Source organism: Phycisphaerae bacterium (assembly GCA_035384605.1).
GTDB lineage: Bacteria > Planctomycetota > Phycisphaerae > UBA1845 > PWPN01 > JAUCQB01.
In genome coordinates this window covers 21,020-43,800 of the sequence record DAOOIV010000020.1, presented here as the reverse complement: position 1 = coordinate 43,800, position 22,781 = coordinate 21,020, and the positions used below count along the sequence as shown (strand labels likewise).

The window sequence follows — 22,781 nt, the reverse complement described above, 5'->3', positions numbered from 1 at the left end:
ACCTGGTCACGTGCGATGGTCATCTGGCACGGGGGCCTGCGTCGAATGGGCAAACCACCTGGCCGGCCGTTGCCCGTTGCCGCAGGGGTAGATCCACTCAAATCTCGTCGTGACGCCGTGTCAGCCCATCGCCTGCTGACCGGCCGGATCGACAGCCCATGTGGCACGGGCATCGCGCGCGGCTTGGATGAAGGCCCGGCGGTAGCGAATGATAAGCACCAATGCCCAGATGCCGAACACCAGCGACACGACTGTGATAACACACCCCAGCGAGGCAAACAGTATCAACCCGACGGGAAACGCTACAACGGTTCCACCGGTGCCGGGACCGGTTGCTCCCCCCGTACCGGCAGCGGGCACGGTCATCGTCGCAAAGGCCGGCCCGAAAGCCATCGTCGCCGCCAGGAACAACATACCCAGAACAGACATGATGACAAAACCCCACATGACGGTTCCGGTCTGAGACGCAAGGTTGTCGTCAGGAATCCGCACCGCCATTCGTTTCGCGTATAAGAAAATGGACACTGTGACGATGAGACCAACCACCGCGGAAGGAAACGCGAGCAGCTTCCAGTAGAGGGACATTTGTGTGACAATCTGGGAAGCCACGGCAAGAACGATATTCAACACTGAACCATAGCGAATAATAGCGCGAACATCGACGCCTTGCGGTTCTGGTTCGCGGGGGTCCGGGGTTGTTACCCTCCAATAGCCGATCAGGGCCACGAGACTGCCGACGATGCCAATCATAGCATAGGCCGGTCTATTCGTGAGTCCTACCGCACCGCCGGCAACCAGGCCGAGCACGAATGCGAGAATGAGACCTGCCACGATCCAGTTCATGCCGCTAGCCAAGGTCTCGACCCAGCCAGGATCACAGAATCGCAGGTAGTCACCTCGCGTCGAGCGGCCGATGGCCGTGCCGCACTCCGGGCAGCGACCGTCCGGGGCGAGCCCGCGCAAGTTGTACCCACAGGAAACGCAGGCGATGTCCACGTCGATTCGCCCGTCAGGTCCCAGACGCAAGTCCACCTGAACATCGGTGAAAGCTGTCATGAAATGTTCTCCAATCGAATTAACCGAGATGCCCGGTTGGGCGCAAGCCCGGGATTGGCCGCCAGCCCCGGCGGGAGGTATTCTATTGTGTGGCCCACGCGGGCTCAATGTTGAATCCCACAAAAGGAACCAAGGGCATCACCTGCCACACCTTGGCACAGAGTACGAATCCGCGTCTTGCAGGGCCGGACCGGTGACGTTCTCGAAAAGCGAGTGATGCACGGGGCGGCAAGCCGCCGGTGGCACCCCCGAAAGGGCGAAAGCCGCCCGGCGGCAAGCCCGTCCCCACAAAAATAAGATGCGAGTCCGAACCCTGGGCGGGAATGGACGCGTTCTGCAAGAGCCGATATGCTAGGCCGTCAGTTGCGAAGCTGAAATTCATCGACGTAAAAGGAGACAGCCGGGCCCGGGAAGGCGTGTGAGAACGGTAGCCGTTTGGGGCTGCAGAAAACGGCAGGTCTGGGTCGCCACTACGACCTTGTCGCAGCCCCACCGACCGGCTTCGTCGGATTTCGCACACATTCCAACCGGTGCGCACGCCCCGCAATCTTGGAGGTACTCTGGTGAGTTCTACAGCAACGTTCGCCGGCAGCGATAAGGAATTGGCGGTACAGCTTTCGAGCGGCTATCAGACCATTCTCTCACAACTTGAGCGCGTCATCGTGGGACAGAAGCAAGTGATCGAGGAACTGATGATCACCATCTTCGCCCGCGGGCACTGCCTGCTGGTAGGGGTGCCGGGGCTGGCCAAGACGCTCCTGGTCAGCACGCTGGCAGACACGCTGGATCTGACCTTCAAGCGGATCCAGTTCACGCCCGACCTCATGCCGACGGACATCACCGGCACCGAGGTGATCCAGGACGACCCGACCACCGGCGAGCGTCGATTCAAGTTCCTTCGCGGTCCGATCTTCGCCAACATTGTCCTGGCGGACGAGATCAACCGCACGCCGCCCAAGACGCAATCGGCGTTGCTTGAGGCCATGCAGGAGCGGAAGATCAGCGTCGGCGGCGTAGACTACAAGCTGGACGATCCGTTCTTCGTTCTGGCCACGCAAAACCCGATCGAACAGGAAGGCACGTACCCGCTACCCGAGGCTCAGCTCGATCGTTTCATGTTCCTGGTAAGAGTCGGCTACCCGACTGATGAGGAAGAAAGCGAAATCGTCCGCCGGATGACCTCGCCCGCGACATTCAAAGCCGAACCCGTGCTGCATCGTGAGGGGATCTTGGCTTTCCAGCAGTTGGTGCGGCGGGTGCCGGCGGCGGATGCCATGATCGAGTACGCCAAGCGGCTGGTGCGCAAGACGCGCGTAACCGAAGCAGACGCTCCCGATTTTGTCAGCAAGTGGGTCACCTGGGGCGCGGGCCCACGCGCGTCGATGAACCTGATTTTGGCAGCCAAGGCTCGGGCAATCCTGCACGGCGAGGCCCATGTAAGCTGGGACGACATTCGGGCGGTGGCCAAGCCGGTGCTGCGACACCGGATCATTCTGAACTTTGCCGCGCAGGCCGAGCGGATCTCGACGGACGACATCATCGAGCAGTTGTTGGCACATGTGGGGGAGAAGGAATAGGGTTTCCGGCTTCGCTCTGCGAGCTGCGCCGGGGCAAAAGCAGGGTTCGGGGTTCAGGGTTCGGGGTTCAGGATAGAGTCTGGAATTCCATAGAGCGCAAAGGGCGAGTCCAGGAATGATGAATGTCGAAATCCGAATGTCAAGGACGAGTGCTCAGTTTTCAGTCGTCAGTTATCAGTTCGTTTCCTTGCAGACGATACTGATCACTGACCACTCCTCCCTTATTCGGGTTTTCTGACAGGGCCGGGTATATCAAAGCCATCGATTTGACGTGGCGGACGCCGCAGAATGGCCGGACGACGCGAAGAAAGACTGACCGATCGCAAATACGTCGTTTTCGACGTGCTCGATCATATCGCGTCGCTGGAGATGCGGGCCAGGGATCTGGTCGAGGGCACGATGGCCGGCTTGCAGCGGAGTCCCTACCTCGGTGCAAGCAGTGAGTTTGCGCAACATCGGGCGTACGTACCCGGCGACGACACGCGGCACGTTGACTGGAAGGTCTATGGGCGGACTGAGCGGTATTACGTCCGGCAGTTCCAGGAAGAGACCAACTTCGTGGCGACGTTTATCCTGGACTGCAGCGAGTCGATGCGGTACGGCTCGGGCAAGGCGAGCAAGCTGGACCATGCCTGCCTGCTGACCGCCTCGCTCTCCTATTTGGCGTTGCGACAGTCCGACGCGGTATCGGTGGCCCTGTTCGATGAGGATCTCATCGCCTTTCTTCCTCCGCGAACTTCGCTCGGCTCGCTCGGGGTCGTGGCATCAAGCCTGGAAACCGTCAGGCCGGAACGGGGCACCAGGCTTGAGACGGTGGTGCCGGTGCTGGTGGAAATGATCGGCCGGCGCGGGATCGTCGTGATCATCTCGGATCTGCTCGATGTCAGCTCTCCCGGCGGCGAGGACGACACGGCCGGCATCCTGCGGGTCATTCAGCGGCTTCGCCATCAGCGGCACGAGGTGGTCGTCATGCACGTGCTCGACCCGCAGGAGCTAAGCTTCGACTTCGGCGGCAGGATCCGCTTTGAGGGGATGGAATCGTTGCCCGCGGCCGTCGCCGAGCCGAATAAGATCCGGGCGGATTACGTGGACATTATCCAGAAGTTTGTTGCTGAGACGAAGATGGCCTGCGCCGGCACGCGATCCGATTACGTGCTGGTGAACACGGCCGAGCCGGTCGATCGCCTGCTGGTCCGGTACCTGACCGCCCGTGGCAAGATCCGGGAGGGCCGGCGATGAAGCTGCTCAACAGCGAGCTGCTGTGGCTGCTGCCGCTGGTGGCCGTTCCGGTCCTGATCCATATTCTCATCCGGCAGCGATTGCCGCGCGTCCGCTGGGCGGCGATGACCTTTCTGCTGCGGGCCTTGCGCAAGAACCGCCGGCGGCTGCTGCTTGAGACGATCCTGCTGCTCATCGTGCGCACCGCCATCGTCGCAGCGATCATTTTCGTGGTCCTGCGGCCGGTGGCCCGAGCGGGCTGGCAATGGTTGAGCGGTCAGCGGCAACGAACGGTCAGCATCATCGTGCTGGATGATTCGGCCAGCATGGCGGCGTCGGACGGCATTCGAACACGGATGGATCGAGCCGTTGTCCGAATCGAGGAATACCTGGATCAACTACCCGCAGGGAGCGACGTCGCGGTCATCCTTGCGGCCGATCCGCCGGTTGATGTCATTCGTCAACCCACGCGCGACATGAACTATGTGCGCGAGATTCTGTCGAGACTCGCCCCGCGAGACAGCACAGCGGTGATTGAACAGGCGATGAGCAGCGCGGCCGACCGGCTCCGCGAGGAGAAGACGCCCAACCGTGAAATCGTGCTCGTAACCGACGGCCAGGCAGCCGGCTGGCAAGAGGATGATGCCAAAAAACGGGAGGCCTTCGCGAAGGCCGGTGAGGTAGGCGAGGTCTTTGTCCTCACCGTCCCCCCGACCCCCGCAGGGGATGCGGCGGTGACCGATTTGACCATCTCGGGCGGCCCCGACGCCCTCATTCCCTCGCTGGCCGCCACCCTGTGGCCCACATCGATCAACGTGCGGCTGACCGCATTCAATACGAAAGAGACGCTGGAGACGGCCATTGACCTCTTCGTTGACGGCCGAAAGGTCACCCGCAGACAAGTCAGCGTGCCGCCGGACCAGGATCTGATCGTCGGCTTCGAGCATCGTTTCAACTCGCCCGGCGAGCACACCGTGGCAGCCCGTTGTGACAGCGACCTGTATGAGCGGAACAACCAGCGATCGATGCTGCTCAAAGTGCGCGAGCGAATCAACGTGCTGCTGGTGGACGGACGACCGGGGCCCGATCCGGCGACGTCGGCCGGCGGCTTCATCCGCATCGCTCTCTGGCCAACAGATCCCCAGGAACGTGAAAGCGTACCGTTCTTCGATGTCCGAACGCTATCGACCGGCAGCCTGGAATCGGTACAAATCGGCAACTTTCCGCTGATCATCCTGGCGGACGTGCCCGCCCTCCCGAGCACGGCAATCGGGCAGATCAAGTCGGCGGTGCGAGAGGGCTCGGGGCTGCTGATCATCGCGGGATCACAGGTCAACGCCTCGAACCTTGCGGCCATGTTCTTCGAGGGAGGCAGCGGCCTTCTGCCGGTACAACTCGGTCCGCCAATCGACTTACAGCCCACCGATCCACCGGTCGGATTGGCGTTGAATGAGCCGCTCGTTCCGGCCCTGTCGGCGTTTGATGACCCGATCCTGATGCAGGCGTTGTCGACGGTGTCGTTTAGAACGGTGCGTCCGGTGGCTTTCGCGCAGGGCAAGAACGTGCAGACCTGGGCCCGCTTCACGCGAGGCGGAGCGGCACTGGTGGCCAACACCTTCGGGCGCGGCCGCGTGGTGTACTTCGGCGGATCGGCCGACCGGCAAGGCGGCGAGTTCCCACTTTCGCCGGCGTTTGTGCCGTTCTTTCAGCAACTAGCCTTCCACCTGACGTTCGGACAGGATGAGCCGCAGCAACCGGCGGGCCGAGCCCTTGAATGGCACCCCGCGAGGACCGACGGCATCACTCTCACCTACCCCGACGGCACAAGCGTGCCTGCGGAGGCCATGGTCGGCGAGGATCCGACCACGGAGCAGCCTCGCGTTCTTGTGCCGTCGGCACAGCGCGGGGGAATCTACACTTTGACATACAACGATGCGACGGGGACTCCGAGACAGGCAAAGAAAGCGGTGAACCTGCCTGCCGATGAGTTCGATCCGGCCATGCTTGCCCTCGCACAATTGCGGGAGAAACCGTCGTTAGCGAAGACGCGGATCATCGGCCCCGACGATTCGATCCGGACGGCCTTGCTCACGGCCAAGCGTGAGGCCGAACTGTCGACGACCGGCATCGTGATATTACTGATCCTGCTGGCCGCTGAATTGCTGCTGGTCAAGTTGTTCGCTCCCAGGCAAGTGGACGCGCAGGCAATGCTGAAGAAAGCGATGGGCTTGTAGGAACACGTAACGAAAGCGTAACAGGAGATGAGCGGTCCGCATTGGTTGAACTGGCTGTTGTGGCCTCAGCAACTTGACGGGCAGTCAAGCGAAGTCTCTCTGCGCGCTTATCCGCTTCTTGGGACGGCGGGAACGATCGCGGCCGGAATCGGGTTGGTCATACTGGCGATCTGGATCTCGCGGACCAAGGGACCAGACCTGTCGCTCCGCAAGCGGACGGCACTGGCGTCGCTTCGAATTGCGGCCGTCGCCTGCCTCGTGCCCATGCTACTCGATCTCTCATTGCAGGTTCAGGTCAGCCACCGACTCAAGCCCACGCTGGCCGTGGCCGTCGACGGATCGCAGAGCATGTCCCTCCAGGACCGTTACGCCACGGGTGGCGCGGGTGAATCGGCGCCCGCAAGCACGCCTGCCGTCGTGTCGGCGTCCGCGCCTGCCGGCGTGTCGCGTATCGACCTTGTCAAGTCGCTGCTGCTTGCCGACCGAGACAGGGAGGGCTCACGACTGGACCGGTTATCTCGCTCGGCCGAACTACTCCTCTTTACCTTCGACCGGACGGCACGCCCCGTGGGCATCAACGGTGAATCGGCCGGCTTGGGCGAGTTGGATGCTTCGGCACCGTATACCGCCCTCACACCGAGCATCGACGGAATAGTTGAGCGACTGCGAGGCCGGCCCACGGCCGGGGTGCTGCTATTCAGCGACGGAGCCAACAATACCGGCGGCTCACCGCTGGCCGCCTGCTCGCGCTGGAAACAGGCCGGCGTGCCCATACACACCGTGACCGTAGGCGACGCCAACCCGCGGGACATCGAGGTGCGGCAGGTCCTGGCGAACGATCTGCTGTTCAGCGACGATCCGGCCACGGTCGTCGTTCGACTCAGACAGCGGGGCTACCAGACGCGGCGTGTGCCGGTCGTTCTGAGAAGCGGATCGCAGGAACTGGGCCGTGCGGATGCCGTATTCGACGAGAACGCCGGCGAAATCAACGTGGCCATCACGTTCACGCCCCGTCAGGCCGGGGAACACACGTTCCGCGTGGAAGTGGCACCGCAACCCGACGAAACCGCCCACCAGAACAACCACCGCAGCTTCGTCGCCCGAGTCACGGCCGACAAGATTCGCGTGCTCTACCTGGAAGGCCGGCCTCGATGGCAATATCGTTTTCTGCGCGACGCGATGAATCGCGACCGCAGGCTCAGGTTACAGATTCTGTTGACGGGAGCCGAGCCGGTGGCGAATCCTCCGCCGCCGCTGATCGCCTCCCTGCCGAACAACCGCGATGCCTTCAAGAACTATGACGTGTTCATCATCGGCGACGTTGATCCGGGCATTTTGACGGCCGAACAGACGGAGTGGATCGGGGCGATGGTCCGCGATGAAGGCGCCGGGATGATGCTGCTGGCCGGTCCGAGCTTCAACCCGCAGGCCTATGCTGAGACGTCATTCGCCGACCTGTTCCCCGTCGAAGCGGCCGAGGAGGCAGGACGTTCGCCTCACAGACCCAGGAGCGGCAAAGATGACCTGTTCGTTCCCGAATTGACGCCTCTGGGACAGACGCATTCGGCGATCCAGCTTGGCGACGATATGGAAAGCAACCTCGAGCAATGGAAGGCCCTGCCGGCCGTCTACTGGTTCGCCCCCGTCCGGAAGGCACGGCCGGGGGCACTGGTGCTGGCGGTCCACCCGACGGAGACGGCCCAAGCCGGACAGAATGAGCGCATGCCGATCATGGCGGTTCAGAACTCCGGCAAAGGCAAGAGCTTCTTCTGCGGCATTGACGAGACGTGGCGCTGGCGGTTCAAGCAGGGAGACCGCGTTTTCTATCGACTCTGGGGCCAGGTCGTTCAATACCTTGGCGCCCCCCACCTCGGCGGAGAGAGCCGCCAGGTGCATCTGTGGACCGATCGAAGCGTGTACAATCGCAACGACACGGCGCTGGTCACGGTGCGGGCCGAGGAACTGGCCGGGACGGAACTGCCGGTGCTGGTAACCGAGAGCGAAGACGGCCGTCAGCAGAAGGTGCCACTGACTCCCTCGCCCGGCGCCGAACACATGTACGAAGCCCGTGTGCCGCTGACCGTTGCGGGGCTGCACAAGCTGTGGCTGGATGGTTACGCCCTTGAGGCTTCGTCGATTGTGGAGGTCCAGGCGCCGCAACTCGAGCCGGCGGAACCGGCGGCCAACCCGGCACTGATGAGGGAAATCGCCGAGAACACTGGTGGGCAAAGCGGCTTGGCCTCGGACATCGACAGAGTGATCTCGGGAATCGATCTTTCTCCGCGTTCGGTCGGCGAACAACGAGACTATCGGCTGTGGGACAAGCCGATCCTTGTTTTGATGCTTGTGAGCCTTCTGGCAGCGGATTGGGTTCTGCGAAGGCTTTGGCAGTTGCCGTGATGATCCAATGAGCACAGCAGCGGTACAAACCGTGAGAGACGGACCTCAGCTTGCGACCCCGAAGGCCTGCCTTTTTCGGATTGTACAAGTGCGGCGCCGCTGGGCGCGGCTCAGGCGGACTCTGGCGGTCAGCACGCTGGCTGTTTGGTTGAGCGGTACCATGATTGCCGCAGTGCTCCTCGATGCGTGGATTCGCGGTCCGCGCTGGTGGCGGGCGCTGCTGCTCGTGCTGCTTGGCACATCCGTTGTGTGGGTTTTGCGTCGCAGCATCATGCCCTTGTGGAAGAGCCTGTCGTTCGATTCGGCCGCCCTCATGATCGAGAGGGCCTACCCGGATCTTCGCGGAAGACTTGTGACCGCGGTTCAACTGGCGGATGCATCCCGCCGGGCAGGGAGCGGCGCGTCAGACGACCTCTATGGCCGGGTCCGCACCGCCGCCGAGACCACGGCACCACTGTTGGCCACAAAGGCCGTGATACCCGGAGAATCGATCGTCAAGAGGTGTGCGGCGGCATGGCTTGGAGTCGCCATCGTCCTCGCCCTCGCGGGATTCAACCGCGAGTCGGCTTCCATCGGCATCAGGCGGGTGCTGCTGCCGTGGGCTCAGGTCGACTGGCCGAAACGAACCCACATACGCGTATCGAGCATCAGTGAGCGCGTGGTCCGGGGCGGAACGCTGATTGTCGCCGGCCGGGTGACCGGCGCAGTCCCGTCGAGCGGAACGCTGCGCGTGCGGGCCGGACGCAGCCCGGCAGATCGAGCATATTTCGAGATTGAAGAAAACGGTGATTTCCGCGTCCAGTATCGGCCGGTGATGCAGGACATCGAGATCTGGCTGGAGATCGGCGACAACGCCACGTCCCCCAGCCGGGTGGCCATGATTCCGCCGCCGGAGATTGTCGCGATCCGAACGGAATGCACCTACCCCGAGTACACGCATCTGCCCCCGCAACAGATCGAGGACGGCAACGTCCAGGTCATCTTGGGGACGCAACTCAGGCTCATCGTCATCGCCAGCAAGTCCATCACCGACGGCCGACTGGCCTGGGAGGACGGCACCTCGGCACAGATGACGCTGACGCCCGCGCCGGGCGCGGAGACGACCTTGGTCGTGCGGAGCAGCCAGTCGTACCGCGTCCACCTGACCGACGCGGACGGCTTCCACAACCCCGATCCGGTCGTCTACCGCATTGAGATGACGGACAATCAGTATCCGCAGTTTGACCGGGTTACGCCGTCCATCGACCGCCGGGCAACTCCGACGGCCGTGCTACCCATCTCCGCGGAGATCAGTGACGATTACGGAGCGGCCATGGTCACACTGCTGTATCGCAAAGGAACGGCGACTGATACCGGCCGTATCGAGCTCCCGCTGAACAGATCCGGCAAGCGTGCCGCCGTGCAATACGACTGGCGACTGGAGCCGCTGGACCTCAAACCCGGGGACTCGCTCACCTGGTGGCTCGAGGCCCGCGATGAAGGCGAACACGCCGCCCGACAGGAATGGCCCGTCTCCCGGTCGCGGAGACTCAGGATCATGAGCGAAGTTGAACTGGCCAGAGCGCTGAATGACGAGCTCGAACAGCTCATGGACAAGCTCTCGCAACTGGAATCGCTCCAGGCCGAATGTGCAGAAGCGGTCAACCGAATCGCAAGCGGCGAGCAGTCGGGACAATCGACGGCCGGGCAGGAACGGACGCGAGCCGAGAAATGGCGACAGGATCGTCTGGCCCGAACCGCCGGTCAGCTTGCCGAGTCGATAGGCCGGGTGGCCGATGACTACGCCGCGTCGCGCATTGGCCAGCAGGAGCGATGGCTGCGACTGCGATCGACGGCCGAGCGGCTTGCGCGACTGGGCGGCACGGACATGCCGGCGATCGTGCTGGCCCTCGAGGATGCCTTGAACTCGTTTCGCGGCGAGCAGCCACCGGCGACACGACCTGCGGAGGCGCGCTGATGAGCAACGGACGCCTGATGATCCTGTTTCTGACGTTGACGACGCTTCTGCCGCCGCGAACGGTCGTGGCGCAGGCTGAGAAGTCGGTCCAGTCGCCTGAACAGCCCGACATGTTCGTGGAGATGACACCCGGATCGGAAGAGGCGATCCGCAGCGCGTTGAAGTTTCTGGCAGGGTGCCAGTTGCCCAGCGGGGCGTGGATGTACGGCAAGGTCGGTCCGAACGTGGGGGTGACCTCGCTGGCCATTCTGGCTTTTCTGGCAACCGGCAACGTTCCCGAGCAAGGCGAATACGCGCCGGTGCTGGACCGCGGGATCGGTTGGGTGTTGGCCAATGCTCAGCCCAGCGGTTTCATCCATTACGCCGACGGGTCCTCACACGGCCCCATGTATGAGCACGCGGCGGCCACGCTGATGCTCAGCGAGATTTACGGCATGAGCGAGCGACCGGAGATTGCGGCGGCGATCCAGGCGGCCGTGCGGGTCATCGTGAACGCTCAGAACAGCGAGGGTGGCTGGCGATATCAACCTCACAGCCGCGACGCGGATATTTCGGTCACCGTCATGCAGATCCTGGCCCTGCGCGGCGCACAGCATGCGGGCATGATCGTGCCGGCCGAGACCATCGAGCGTGCAATCAAATACGTCAAGCTTTGCGCCGACCGCGGCGGCGGCTTCTACTATCAGACGCGGTCCGGCAAGCCGGGTTATGCCCGCACGGGGGCGGGGGTCACATCGCTGGAGGTCTGCGGCGAGTTCGACTGCGACGAAACGCGGCGAGGCCTGGACTATCTCATCGCCAACCTCGGCGCGGACAAGGAAAGGGAGGGCAACTACCACTACGGGATCTACTATGCCGCCCAGGCCGTGTACCAGGCGAAGGATCCCCGCCGCTGGCAACAATGGTTTCCGCCGATCCGCGAGCAGGTGCTGGCACAACAGAGAGAGGGGGCATACTGGGACTCCGAACACGGACCGGCTTACGGGACGACCATGATGGTGCTGACGTTGTCCATCCCCTGCCGTTACCTGCCGATTTACCAGAGGTAGTTGCGGCGATCATCCTCGGCGCACCTACTTTCCGGCCTTGGCAAACCGCGCCGATGCCCAACCGATAGGACCACGCTTTCTCAGAGGTTACGCCGGCTTTTGTTCTCGCACCGGGATCAGGAATCGGATACACTGTTGCGAGACAAAAGCGGCCGGCAGAACGACGGCCCCAAGCGACTGAAGACAGAATGTGTAACATTGCCCCCGTCATCTTGATGATTGTGCTTCCGATGATCGGCCTGTTTTTCTGGGTGCGGGGGCTGATGCGCGCGAGTATCGGCGACGCCGTGGCCGGGCTGGCGATTTTGCTGCTCATTTCGACGGGCATTCTGATCGTGCTTCGCGATTCGGGGGGCTTTGATATCGTCGGATGCATCCTGATCGTTTTCGGAGTCGGAACGGTCGCAACCAGGCCGTTCGCCACAGAGAAGCCGCCCTTCAAGCGCCGGGACCTGATACCGGCGGGCATTCTTTTCGTGATCTTCGGCATACTCGGGCTGATCGCGGTGTGAACGTGGCGGCCGGTGTCGTTTTCGTCCGGTTCGTTCCATGCGCCGGCAAACAAGCCGCCGATGGCGACCCGGGGGTTGGCAACGGGACGCTGCAAGTTGGCAGTGACACACCGCAAGTTGGCAGGGATCCCCAACCCCAAGAGCACTTGTGGTTGCATGCCGGCGGGTAGCAGGCTATTCTCTGGAAGCACGTGCCACCACTGTTGCTTATGAGGAGGCTTGATCATGCAGTGTCCCAAATGCAGCTCGTCCATGGAGAAGGTTACGTACGGCGGTGTCGAAGTCGACCGCTGCACCGACTGCGGCGGACTCTGGTTCGACGTCGGCGAGAGGGAGAAGCTGAAGGCACAAAGAGGTTCGGAGCGAATCGACACCGGAGACCCGGACCGAGCTGAAAAACTCAACAAGGTGGGCAAGATCAACTGCCCGGTGTGCCATACCCAGATGATCAGAATGGTCGACCTTAAGCAGCCACATATCTGGTATGAAAGCTGCACGGTGTGCCACGGGGCATTCTTCGACGCCGGGGAGTTCAAGGACTACAAGGAAAGGACCATTATGGACTTCTTCCACTCGCTGATGGCTCCGGAACGGGAGTAGCGCTTGGCACCGGGCCCGTGCCGCTGTGGGCAGCTCTTTCAGAACCCCGAGCCTGGTCGACGTGGCGACCGCGAGCGAGGGACCTTCCTTTCAAAAGGGACCAGATCACGAAGCGGCCACATTGCACTCCTGGCCGCAGAATATGGCAGGTCTCCGTCACCGAGGCGACCTCGACGCCGCCGTACCAACCGGCTCCGTCCGTTCTTGCACACACGTTTCAGGCGAATCCGCTATTGGTTGCCGTCTGATGCCTGCTCCCGCGCGATCGATTGGTAGTACAACTTGATGGCACGATCATAGCGACGGGGGAAGGTCTCGCGAAAGGCCTGGCGGACGCTCTCCTGTTGTTGCGAAGGCAAGCCGAACAGCCACCCGCCGGCCTGCCGGCCGCCGCCGCTGGGATCGAGGGCCATTCCGGCGGCTCCCGGACCGCTTGGCGTGATCGCCGAAGGAGCAAGCTGGCCAAGCAGTTTCTGAAGCGCTTTGATCATCAGGTCCATGGCCGTGGTCATGGCCTGCAAAGACTCACTTTCCCGCTTGACCGCCTCGGCACGGTCGGGCTTGCTAAGAGCATCCGCTGCCTTACCGATTCGATCAACGGCATCCTTAAGCAGATCTCCCACCGGGTTGACGCTCGCGGCGACTCCCTGAGGCAACATATCCCTGGGCAATTGCGACGCGCTGACGTCAAACGGGACCACGTCGTTGTTGATCGCGCCGGCCAAGGCTTCCTGATCGGGCTTCAGTGAAGGTAATTCGGGCTCGCTTGCGGCCAACCTGGTACGATCCAGTATGGCCGTCTGAGCATCGGCCACGCGGGCCAGCGCCGCCGTCGCCCGAAGGAGCATGGTCACCATTTTCTGGATCTGCTCGACCTGGGCCTTGGACATGCCATGCGGGATGCCGCCGCCTGCACCCTCGATGGCCGCGGCTTCCTGCGTATGTTGCTTGAGACGGGAGAGAATGTCCTGCCACAGCTTGCGGAGATACTCGGTTGCAGCCGCAAGCTCATCAGCGGCCCGCCTGGCGGGTTCCACCGCATCCGAAAGCGGCCCCTGCTCCATCGCGGGTCTGGCCTTGTCGATCGAGGCGGTCGCCTTGCGGATAAGCTGATCGATCTGCGGATCGAGCAAGGCCAGCTTTGCGCCGACTTCAAGGGCCTGACGCCGAATGTCGGTTTCCGTCTTCGCCAGATCGGCCGACGCCTGTTTTGAGGCCGCCTGGGTCTTGGTTGCCGCAGCCACGGCGCGTTGTCGTTCGGTCAGTTCCTCCAAGAGCCGCAGGCCGCGAAGAATGTGTCCCAGCGGGTCGGCGGACGCACCGATCCAGTTGAACTCGGCCAGTTTCTCAGCAGCCCCCTTGTAGCGGAGCGAAGGGGCCATGAAACCCCCGTCGCCGTTCGTGTTGTCCATGTCTTGCGTGCTACCGGCCTTTTGCGAGGCCATTGCGACCATCTCGCGCAGCACCTCGATGACCTTGTTGGTGGAGCGCAAGGCGTTGCTGAGCTGGTTCGCACGGACCTGCCTGCCGGCGTCTTCCATGGTCTGGAGCAACTGAGAATCTGCAGCCTTGGCCAACAGACCGGTGTAGACGGAGTCGGGCTTGATGGTCGCTTTATTCTCCATCCCCTTTTCGAGGCGGCGGTAACGATCGGTCAGGATGTCCTGGCCGTCAAACAGGCGGTCTCGCTCGGCTCGATCCTCCGCGCTCAGTTCCTCCGCTGTTCGGCCCAGGGTCCGCCTGCCCAACTCGCGAATAGCCTCGGCCTGCTTCTGTTCATCGCTCAACAGGGTCTCCAGCGCCAACTGAACCGCCCCGTCCGAGAGCATCACCTTCTCTTCCTGGAGGATACTGCCCAACTCGGCGAGGACGCGCTTCTGCCCCTCAATCGCGGGGACAAAGACGGGAGCAGGCGTCGTCGGCTGCGTGGCCTGAGCCGGGCACGGACGCTCAACGACCACGACCAGGGAACCCGCCAAGAGCAATCTCCCGATAAGGGCATTCTTTTTCGACATCCCGGCTGTCTCCTACCGCTCTGACGCCACCGTTCGGCCGCTGCCCACGCGAACGTCATCCACCGATACCCTCAGCCCCGGCTTGTCCGAGTCAATCTCAACATAGATCGTCACTGTGGTCAAATCCTTCCATTCGGGGAAACTTCCATCGATCGGAAAACTCACCTCGAACCACTGCTCGGCCGGTACGGCGGCCATGAATGGGCGGACTTCACGAAGGTTCTGCAGAATGTCGCCGCTCTCGACACCTATGGACAGTGAAAGCTGAGCATCCTTTTCCCGCGGCTCGGCCAGGACAAAAGCCTTGAACCACCGGTCCTGGGCCTTCACATAGGGGCTGAACCACACGCGAACCCTTTTCTCCGGCGTTGAAGCAGTGAGGCACCGTTCGCCTCCGTGCGGGAACTCCTGCCTGAGCTCCGGCTCGTCGACGTCGTCTTTCCCCGCACCGGTCGCGTCCCATTCCCACTCGTCGAGCAGCTTGAGCACCGGGCCCTCGAAATCAAACACCATCTCACGGCGAGGCCTATACTCTTCCGCCATTCTCTTGTGGGCCCGCAACGAACGTCCGCTCGGACTGATGTTCTTGTCAAGATGACTGGCAAACACCAGGGGCTGGGCCATGCTGATCCACGGTGTTTCGCGAAGCAGGCGCAGTTGGCGGACCGTGTTGAACGCCAGGCTGGTGCCCGAGCCGTGAAGGCTGTACTCGTTGACCCACAGAGGCTTGTCCGCATTGCCGTGTTCGACCATCAGCCGCCGAACGGTGCCGAGCCACTCGCGTCCGAAGGGGTTGCCGTACGGGTGAATGCTCATGGCGTCGCAATGATCTTTGACGCCTTCCTCGTACAATCGCTCGATGAACCACGTTTTTCGATCGGTCACCTTGAGGCCTTCGTTCTCTCTCACGATACGATATCGTCGGCCGTTACGATCATCATTCAGGATCCACCGGCGATCGGGCACCTCGATGCTGATCGTCGCCGAAGTCGAGACCGGCGCATCCGGATGCTCGCCGAACGCCCTGCGGACTGCGTCGGACACACGGCCTTCCACCAACAAAGCGGCCATTGACGCGTCGAGGACAAAGGGTTCGATTGCCTTCTTGTACTCGTAGCTGCCGATGCCGACGCGAGCTTGAGGATCAAGCGACTTGATGATCCGATAGCTGCGTTTGACCAGTTCGGCATACCAGAGCGGGTCGCCGCCGTGCTGAAAACCGATCGGATGCCCCGGCTCGGGCTCCATGAAACGAAAGCCGGCCAGTCCGTCGGGTTCGTTCCAGATCTCATAGTGCTTCACAAGCTCGCCGTAGCGCTTGACGACCTCGGTCAGGTAGCGTTCGTAGTCCGGCCAGAACTCCGGCTTATGCGGAAGACACCCGGCGAGGTTTTCCTGCCCGCGTTCAATCAGAATCGCCTCGACGCCGGGGTGCTGCCACGCCCATCGCGGCGTGGTGGCCACGCAGAGCACGACATGAATACCGGCCTTGGCAACCGCGGGGATTACCGCGTCGGGCATCGTCCAATCATACGTCCCCCGTTCTCGTTCAACGTCGTGCCAGCAGATACCCACGCGCGAGGCCTGCACGCCCCATCCGGCCATTTCCTTGGCCCCGGCCGCCGCGCGTTCGGCGATGTTGGTCCGATGGGGATTGTTGTGCTCCCACCATCCGGACCCGCCGTAGATCATCCCCCAAGGGTCACCCATCCGTGAAACAGGCCGCGTCGCGGCGATACTCTCTGAGGGAGGCACCGGGCCGGCCCGAGCAACCTCAAGAAACACGAAAGTCGTCATCAGGGCCGGCATGCATGACCAGCAGCATCGGCGACGTAACACCCATGGCAGAAAACCTTCTCGGCGGCATAACCCCGTGATATGCCGTGATTTGCCAAGCCGCATCTCAGGGTCTCCGTACAAGCCACGCAGTCTCATCACCTACGCCCCATAACATACGCACACCTCGGCGCGAGTTCGATTGCGGATGCGGCCACCAGAGGATTCCACAGACCCGCAGCGACCCCGAGCAGCAAGCAACCCGGTCCTGGCGACCGCCAAAGCGACTTAACGCATTGCTTTGGAAAAGCTTATACCTGCTATTCCGCCGCGCAGGAAACTTGCCGGATGTTCTACTATCCGCGTTTTGTGAGACAGATAGCCGTCACCCAAGGGGAATTGATCCAGGGGGCAGATCAGAACGGGTTTGTCAGAACCAGGGTTACCCCAAGCATGCTAGGGCAAGTGCGCGAGCCCACGTGTCGATAACTAAATATCATGTTTGCAAGAGGTTGCGAAGAATCCTGAATCGAGAGATCTTCGGACCTCACGGCAAACGCGGCGAGCAAGAAAACGCATCAAAAGACTCCGGGGGGCGTTATCGCCGGGGAATCTTGCACTGCCGCGGCAAGTTCAGCCCGTCCACCGAGGAAGAAGGGACGGGCGGCGTGCGCTGGCACGAGCGCTCAAGAAGAGTATGACCAAAGCGAAAGGAGAATCGTCGGGCGTATCGAGCTTGTTGACAGCCTGATGACCGTGGAATCGAACAACCTCACGTCCTGGAATCCCGACGAACGGCAAGCGCCGCTTGCGCCCGGACGCTGTGCATCATTGGCGATTGTCGTAACGCTGCTGTGCGCGCCTGCGGTCTTTGCCCAGGCAACTGCTCTGCAAATCACCAACATCCCGGATCAAGTGTCTGGCGTTCCATTCCAAGTCATTGTTACGGCCGTTGACGGAGGTGGTATTCCCACACCTGTGACGGTCAACACCACCGTATCGCTCACGCGAGAAGCCGGCACGGGCGCACTCGGCGGCGGCGGTACTCGGACCATCACCGCGGGGACGACTTCGACCACCTACCCTGCGGCAACATGGACCACGGCCGGAACCGGCAAGCAGGTTCGCGCAACAGCGACGGCCGGCGATCTGCTCGCACCCGCCGTGTCGAATTTGTTTACCGTCACACCCGGAACGCCTTACAAGCTGGTCTTCAGCGTTCAACCCGCGAGCTCGACAGCCGGGGTCACGCTCACACCGACGGTCGCCGTTCAGGACGTGAACAACAACGTCGTGACGACGGACCCATCACGCAACATCACCCTCACCATCTCGGTCAATCCCTCGGGAACGACACTCAACGGTACCGTCACGGTGGCGACCAGCAGCGGCCTTGCCGCCTGGACGGCCGTTGAGGCGATGAATATCACCAAAACCGGAACGGGCTACAGGCTTCTCGCCTCTCATGACGGGCCCGCCCTGGCAGGGCCATCACAAACCGTGCAAAGCAACACGTTCAACATCACGCCGGCCGCCCATCACCACCTGGCCTTCAGCACGGAACCGGTCAACGCCATGGCCGGCGAAGATCTGCTGCCGGCGGTGAGAATCCGGGATATCTATGACAACGACTGCACTGCGGCGCCCAATCGATCCATTCAGCTCTCGATCATTACGAACCCAGGCGGGGCGAGCCTCAACGGCACGGTTACCAAGACGACCTCATCGGGCGTCGCCACGTGGACGGCGGTCGAAAGCCTGGACATCACCGTACCGGCGGTGGGTTACCAGCTTCGGGCTACCAATCTCACCGCCCCCCTTCTGCCGGGGGGCGACACCGTCGACAGTGCCGCTTTCGACATCACTCATAACGTGGCGGACCACATGGAGTTCACCACTCAACCGGTCACCACCGCTGCCGGTGCGGCTATCGTACCGGTCATCACCATTCAGGACGTTTACAACAACACCTGCACGACCGACGACCGCAACATCACTCTGGACTTCGCAGCGAACCCCGGCGGTGCCACGCTGAACGGAACGGTGACGCTGCCATCGGTCAACGGCGTCGCCACGTGGACCGCCGCCGAACTCATGAACATCACGGTGGCCGCCAACGGCTATCAGTTGCGGGCTTCTCACGACGGGGCGGCCTTCGCCACGTCCGACACCGTCGTGAGCAACGCCTTCAATATCACAGGCGGAGCTGCGCATCATCTCGGGTTCACGATCCAACCGGTCAGCCCGACGGCCGCAGGGGCCAATCTGCTTCCCGCGGTGACCATTCAGGACGAATACGACAACACCGTCACCGGTGACGACCGAACGATTACGCTGACATTTGCGGCCAATCCGGGTGGAGCCGTCCTCAACGGGAACGTTTCCAAAGTCACGGTGGGCGGTGTCGCGAGCTGGGGAGCCGGAGACGGTCTGAACATCACCGTTGCGGCGAACGGCTATCAGCTACGGGCCTCACACGACGGGGCGGCTTTTGCGGGCTCTGACACGGCGGACTCCGACGCTTTCAGCATCACGGCCACAGCGGCCCATCATCTGGCTTTCAGCGCCGAGCCGGTCAACAGTCTTGCGGGCGAGTCCCTGCTGCCGGCGGTGACCATACAAGACACGTACAACAACACGGTCACCGGCGATGAGCGAACCATCACGTTGGTGCTCATGAACGGCGGCGGTGCGACGCTGAACGGCACCACCTCGCTCCTGACCACCGGCGGTGTGGCCCAATGGACCGCCGGCCAAGCCATGAACGTCACAAAGCCGGGCGTCAACTACTACCTGCGCGCGTCGCACAGCGGCGCGGCTTTTGCCGGTTCCGACACGGCTGACAGCGCCGATTTCGATATTTCGCACAACGTGCCACACCACCTGGCTTTCACGGTGCAGCCCGCCCATACCATTGCGGGACAAAACCTCGTGCCGGCGGTGACCATACAAGACGCCTATGACAACACCTGCGATACGGACAATCGCACGATCACCTTGACGATCTCGACCAACCCCGGCGGCGCGGTTCTCAACGGAACCGCCGCGCTGCTCAGCGTCGACGGGGTAGCCACGTGGACGGCCGTGCAAGCCTTGAACATCACCACTGCCGCAACCGGCTACACCCTTCGGGCCAGCGGCAGCGGCGTCTTCAGCGGCTCCGACAACGTGGACAGCAACGCATTCAACATCACCGCCTACCCCGTGCTGAGTTCGTTCACCGTCGTGCCCGGCGCCAACCCGGTCACCGTGAATAACCCCATTACGCTGACCATCACGGCCCGCGACGTTTACAGCAACCCCATTCCCAACTACGTGACGCTTCAAACCGTGAACCTGACCTCGACCACGGGCGGCGACGGCACCAACATCGACTGGGACAACGGCCCGGCCACGCTGACCGATCACCTGGACGGCACGGCCGACCTGGGGGTTGGGACGACTTTCGACGCCGATGGCAAGATCTTGCTCGACATCACGAATCGGCGAGCCGAGTCCATTACCGTCACCGCTAACGATGCGGTCACCCCGGCCGTCGGCACCAGTGCGGCCATGCAGTGGAATCCATGGTTTCCGCTGTTGCTCCACATCACGCCGCCTGGCATCCCCGTTGCCGGCGTACCGTTCGACGTTGACATCTACGTCACGGACCAATTCGAGAATCTGACGAACGTCACCCAAGACTGCAATATCAGGCTGAGGCTCTCGGCGGGAACGGGGGTTCTGGGCGGGAACATCGACGGCACGATCACCACCGGCAACAGCGGCACGACCATCAGCGGCGTGACCTACGACGTGGCCGAGAGCAACGTCGTGCTGGTGATCGACCGCCTCAGCGGCAACTTCCTGGTTGCCGGCACGTCCGATCCGATCACGGTCACGGGAGCAACGCCCGTGGCCCTGCGGATCAGCGACATCGCCAACCAGACCGCCGGCGTTCCCTTCAGCGTGACGGTCAAAGCCATTGACGGCTTCGGCAATGAGTCGAAAGTGACGGCGGACACCGACATCAGCCTTCAGCTTTTTCTCGGCAGCGGCCTTCTGGAAGGAACTACCACAGGAACAATCACCGCCGGAACCAGTTCGGTGACAATCAACGGCGTTGAACTCAACACCTCGCAGATCGGGGCCGTTATCCGAGCCAGCCGGACCGGGGGCGACGTGCTGGCCGACGGCGACTCCAACGCCTTCCTCGTGTCTCCCGGCGCCCCCAGCAAACTGGCGTTGGACCTCATCGGCAATCAAGCAGCCAATGTGGCGTTTATTGTGACCGCCCATGTTCTTGATGACTACGACAACATCGTCGGCGTAACCACGGACACCGGCGTCACGGTGAGCCTCGCGACGGGAACGGGCACGCTCGGGGGCACGGTTTCGCGAACGATCCCCACGGGCGACAGTTCCATCGTCTTCAGCGTGACCTATGACACCGCCGAGGCGGGCGTCAGTCTGCGGATCGACCGCACCAGCGGAAATGCTCTGGCCTCCGGGGTCTCCAATACCTTCACCGTGAACCCCAGCCCGCCGGTCAGACTGCAGTTCGAGCCCGTCGGTTCGGCGACCGCCGGCTCAGCCTTCAGCGTCACCGTGGCTGCGGTCGACCTGGCCGGCAACGAAGGCAGCGTCGCCAGCAACACGACCGTGCAAATCACGATCAACAGCGGAAGCGGCAGTCTCAGCGGCACGTCAACCGGCGTCATCACCGCCGGTAACGGCAGAGTTACCATCTCCGGGCTCTATTACAACTACGCTGAAACCATCAGCCTCAAAGCATCAAGCATCGCCGGAGACGTGCTCGCCGAAGGGGTCTCGGAACAATTCAGCGTTTCGGCGGGGCCGGCGCAGTGCTTGCGGTTCTCGCAACAACCGACGACCAGCGACATCGGTACGCCGATCCACGTCGCCGTCGAGGTAACGGACGGCATCGGCAACAGAAGGTTCTTCCTGGGCGACGTGACTCTCTCGCTGGTGTCGCCGTCCGGCTGCGGAAGGGAGATCGAGGGCGTCACGACGGTTTCGGGTTTTTCGGGGGTGGCCTCGTTCAGCGTCATTATTCCGCAACCTTGCGACGGATACCGTTTTGCAGCGAGCGCGCCGGGGCTGTCCGGCGCGACCTCGAACCCCTTCACCGTCATCGCGGGCACGGACCTTTCCGGAAACAGCATCTCGCTGCTGATCGGCGAGACCGAGACAATGCTGTCGTTCTCCTATACGGTTTCCGGTCTCTCGAGCGTCGAGCCTTTCACGATTTCATGGGGTCTGAGACGTGACACGACCGATGGCGAGGCCGTCGACGAAGTGCTCGGCAGCATCGTCGCATCCGACACGTTCTATCGGACGCCTGGAAACCATACGATCATGCTGGGCGATATCCGCTCGCAGCTTAACGGGCGTTTCCAGTACGGCGACCGCGTGTTCGTGCATCTCGATTCCGGCAACTCCATCGCCGAGACGAGCGAGAACAACAACGTCGACACGACGACGCCGACCGTCAATCTGGTCAACGAACTGCTGAGACTCAAACCCCGCGGCGACGAGCCGACGGCGGAGGTCACCTACGTGATCGACAGCCCGGCCGATGTTCCCTCCTTCGCCATTCGCATCGGTCTGGATGACGACGGCGACGGGGATATCGATACGACCATCGCTGAGGGCAGACCCGAGGACGCCGACCTGACCCCCGGCGTCCACGCCGTCAGCATCAGTCTGTTGTCGGCGTTCGATGCGGTGCCGATCGCATCAGACGGGATGGTCCTGCTGACGGCTCAGTTGAATCCGGAGCAGGAGTGGGCGGAAAGCATTCCCGTCGACGACAATCTCCGGTCCGCGAGCATGAATTACCCGGTGGATCTGGTGCTGTCGGGACTCGAACACGTGCGGGCACCACGGGAGCGCATTTTCAACGTCAGAATCTCCTACTCGCTGAGCGACATGCCGGTCAGCGAAGACTTCGTCATCGCCTTCTACGCGTCCGTCGATAACAGCAACGCGATCAGCGAGGGCGACATCCGAATCGAGCGCCACACGATCAGCAACCCGGCGGACAAGACTCATGGTCTGCACACCAAGACCTTCCGTGTCACCGTGCCCGCGACGGTGCTGCCGGGCGCCGATTTCGTCCTGAAAGCCCGCTTGGACGACACGGACGCGGTCAAGGAAGTGAACGAGACAAACAATGCGATGGCCATGCCACGATACACGCCGGGCTCGACCCGGCACCTATGCGGTCTGATCGGTTCGGCGCCGCTGACCCTGGCCGTATTCGGCCTGTTGGGCATGAAACTCGCCCTGCCGGCCCGCTTGCGACGACGCAGTTCACATCTGAAAAAGCAGGGCATATCTGGGGCGGTGGGAGGCGGTGGAGACCCGCCGCCGGGGAATTGACCA

Annotated in this window: 12 protein-coding genes; 9 read left to right on the top strand and 3 right to left on the bottom strand. The window is 62.5% G+C overall.

The window, feature by feature from the left end; translation table 11 throughout:
• Positions 1-120 precede the first annotated feature (120 nt).
• On the bottom strand, positions 121-1,056 hold the full coding sequence (locus PLL20_07110) for a hypothetical protein (protein ID HPD29747.1): 936 nt from the start codon (positions 1,054-1,056) through the stop codon (positions 121-123).
• Between the two features lie 563 nt (positions 1,057-1,619).
• Here PLL20_07110 and PLL20_07105 point away from each other — a divergent pair.
• The 8 genes from PLL20_07105 to PLL20_07070 all read left to right on the top strand — a co-directional run bounded on the left by PLL20_07105 (position 1,620) and on the right by PLL20_07070 (position 12,603).
• Positions 1,620-2,633, top strand: coding sequence for a MoxR family ATPase (locus PLL20_07105; protein HPD29746.1), 1,014 nt, complete (start codon positions 1,620-1,622; stop codon positions 2,631-2,633).
• 288 nt (positions 2,634-2,921) lie between these two features.
• Positions 2,922-3,872, top strand: coding sequence for a DUF58 domain-containing protein (locus PLL20_07100; protein ID HPD29745.1), 951 nt, complete (start codon positions 2,922-2,924; stop codon positions 3,870-3,872).
• Positions 3,869-6,085, top strand: coding sequence for a VWA domain-containing protein (locus PLL20_07095; protein HPD29744.1), 2,217 nt, complete (start codon positions 3,869-3,871; stop codon positions 6,083-6,085). The genes PLL20_07100 and PLL20_07095 overlap by 4 nt, the downstream gene beginning before the upstream one ends.
• A gap of 27 nt (positions 6,086-6,112) precedes the next feature.
• Positions 6,113-8,485: a hypothetical protein gene (locus tag PLL20_07090; protein ID HPD29743.1), complete on the top strand. Its 2,373-nt coding sequence runs from the start codon at positions 6,113-6,115 to the stop codon at positions 8,483-8,485.
• Between the two features lie 88 nt (positions 8,486-8,573).
• The gene (locus PLL20_07085; protein HPD29742.1) at positions 8,574-10,442 is read left to right on the top strand and encodes a hypothetical protein; all 1,869 of its coding nucleotides are present in this window, start codon (positions 8,574-8,576) and stop codon (positions 10,440-10,442) included.
• Positions 10,442-11,491, top strand: coding sequence for a terpene cyclase/mutase family protein (locus PLL20_07080; protein ID HPD29741.1), 1,050 nt, complete (start codon positions 10,442-10,444; stop codon positions 11,489-11,491). Before PLL20_07085 ends, PLL20_07080 begins: the two co-directional genes overlap by 1 nt.
• Positions 11,492-11,679: 188 nt before the next feature.
• Positions 11,680-12,003: a hypothetical protein gene (locus tag PLL20_07075; protein HPD29740.1), complete on the top strand. Its 324-nt coding sequence runs from the start codon at positions 11,680-11,682 to the stop codon at positions 12,001-12,003.
• 225 nt (positions 12,004-12,228) lie between these two features.
• A complete protein-coding gene (locus tag PLL20_07070; protein ID HPD29739.1) occupies positions 12,229-12,603 on the top strand; it encodes a zf-TFIIB domain-containing protein in 375 nt (124 codons plus the stop codon).
• A gap of 230 nt (positions 12,604-12,833) precedes the next feature.
• Here PLL20_07070 and PLL20_07065 read toward each other — a convergent pair whose 3' ends face one another.
• Together PLL20_07065 and PLL20_07060 are read right to left on the bottom strand one after the other, a co-directional pair.
• Entirely contained in the window at positions 12,834-14,618 is a 1,785-nt protein-coding gene (locus PLL20_07065; protein ID HPD29738.1) for a hypothetical protein, read from the bottom strand.
• Between the two features lie 12 nt (positions 14,619-14,630).
• The gene (locus PLL20_07060) at positions 14,631-16,415 is read right to left on the bottom strand and encodes a beta-galactosidase (protein HPD29737.1); all 1,785 of its coding nucleotides are present in this window, start codon (positions 16,413-16,415) and stop codon (positions 14,631-14,633) included.
• A gap of 729 nt (positions 16,416-17,144) precedes the next feature.
• Between PLL20_07060 and PLL20_07055 the strand changes: the two genes are divergently transcribed.
• Positions 17,145-22,778: a hypothetical protein gene (locus PLL20_07055; protein ID HPD29736.1), complete on the top strand. Its 5,634-nt coding sequence runs from the start codon at positions 17,145-17,147 to the stop codon at positions 22,776-22,778.
• Positions 22,779-22,781: the final 3 nt, after the last annotated feature.